Origin of the sequence: Neobacillus sp. C211, from assembly GCF_051842875.1 — a bacterium.
Taxonomy (GTDB): Bacteria; Bacillota; Bacilli; order Bacillales; family Cytobacillaceae; genus Neobacillus.
The window spans coordinates 1-1,475 of record NZ_JBPXRO010000089.1; the positions used below are offsets into that span (position 1 = coordinate 1).

Annotated in this window: 1 protein-coding gene; it reads left to right on the top strand. The window is 36.9% G+C overall.

What is annotated here, in order from left to right; genetic code table 11:
* Positions 1-670: 670 nt before the first annotated feature.
* Positions 671-1,475, top strand: an 805-nt coding sequence (locus tag ACSU6B_RS29120; RefSeq protein ID WP_410889952.1) for a reverse transcriptase domain-containing protein, incomplete at its 3' end; no start/stop codon positions are given.

Consider the following 1,475-nt stretch of genomic DNA (forward strand, 5'->3'; position numbering starts at 1 on the left):
CTCTCTTAGTCGAATAGCACTGGATTTAGTAAGATTGATAGTGTTATAAGCTCGGCGAAAAGGCGTGAGAAATTACCGTACCAGTTCGGCTGACGAAAGCCTACTCGATGGAGTGGTGTAATTCATGGTGCTTGAGTTGATTGAATATGGTGAGAATGCGAATAAACCTAAAAGTAATGGTTAAGCTGACAAACTTCTGAATGTACGGGTCTATAACTGCGATACATAGAAATGTGTATATCACCAAATTGTGAGGTTAGATGTGGGTGAGTAAAAATAACTAATATGAAAATCCATGATACGTCGCGGGCGTATGAATGCTAACAGGCTTAAAGGAAGCACCTAAGTTCATTCTATAATAGATATAATTCAACGTTGTAAGCTGGTAACTGGAGGACTTACTTCTGATGAAACGTTGGCAAGGAAAACAATAATGATAATAGTTATTGTATAACTTGCCTTAATATCAGTGAAAGTGGTGGCATAGTACCAATGAAATGTTTAACCCACATTGAGGGATAGCCACTAGACTAATAAAGATTTATTCAACCAAGTAAGGCAGTTCTTTATCGATTAATAAGGTTCTTGTGAGACTAAAAGAGGTTTAACTCCGAAAGGAGTCACCAACTTATTGAAACGGAAGAAACTGAGACACAGTGAATATTATAGTATGCAAGATTGTTTTGACAGACTATATTCTCAAATTGTCAGTGGTCATCGCTTCTATGACTTAACAGATTTAATGAGTTCTAAAGATAATATACGACTTGCCTACCGAAACATAAAAAGAAACACAGGTAGCAAAACTGCTGGAACAGATAAATTAACCATCAAAGATATTCAACATCTAACAGTGGAAGATGTAATAGCAAGGGTTCAAACCATGTTCAAATGGTACAGACCACAAACAGTTAGGCGTGTTCTCATTCCTAAAGGGAACGGTAAAACAAGACCTTTAGGTATTCCAACGATTTGGGATAGAATCTTTCAACAATGCATACTTCAAATTTTAGAGCCTATTTGTGAAGCAAAATTCCATAAACATAGTTATGGATTTAGACCGAACCGCAGCACTCATCATGCCAAAGCTAGGCTGGAATTTCTTATTAATCAATCTGGACTCTACCATTGTGTCGATGTAGATATTAAAGGTTTCTTTGATAACGTGAATCATAGTAAGCTTTTAAAACAAATGTGGTCATTGGGCATAAGGGATAAATCATTTCTTTCTATTATATCTAGGTTATTAAAAGCAGAGATTGAAGGAGAAGGTATTCCAACAAAAGGTACTCCGCAAGGGGGTATTCTATCACCTTTATTATCCAACATTGTCTTAAACGAATTGGACTGGTGGATTAGCGACCAATGGGAAACGTTTGAAAGCAGACATACCTACTCTACCAATGGCAGTAAGTATCAGCATTTGAAGAAGACAGCTTTGAAAGAGTGCTTTATCGTCCGCTATGCGGACGATT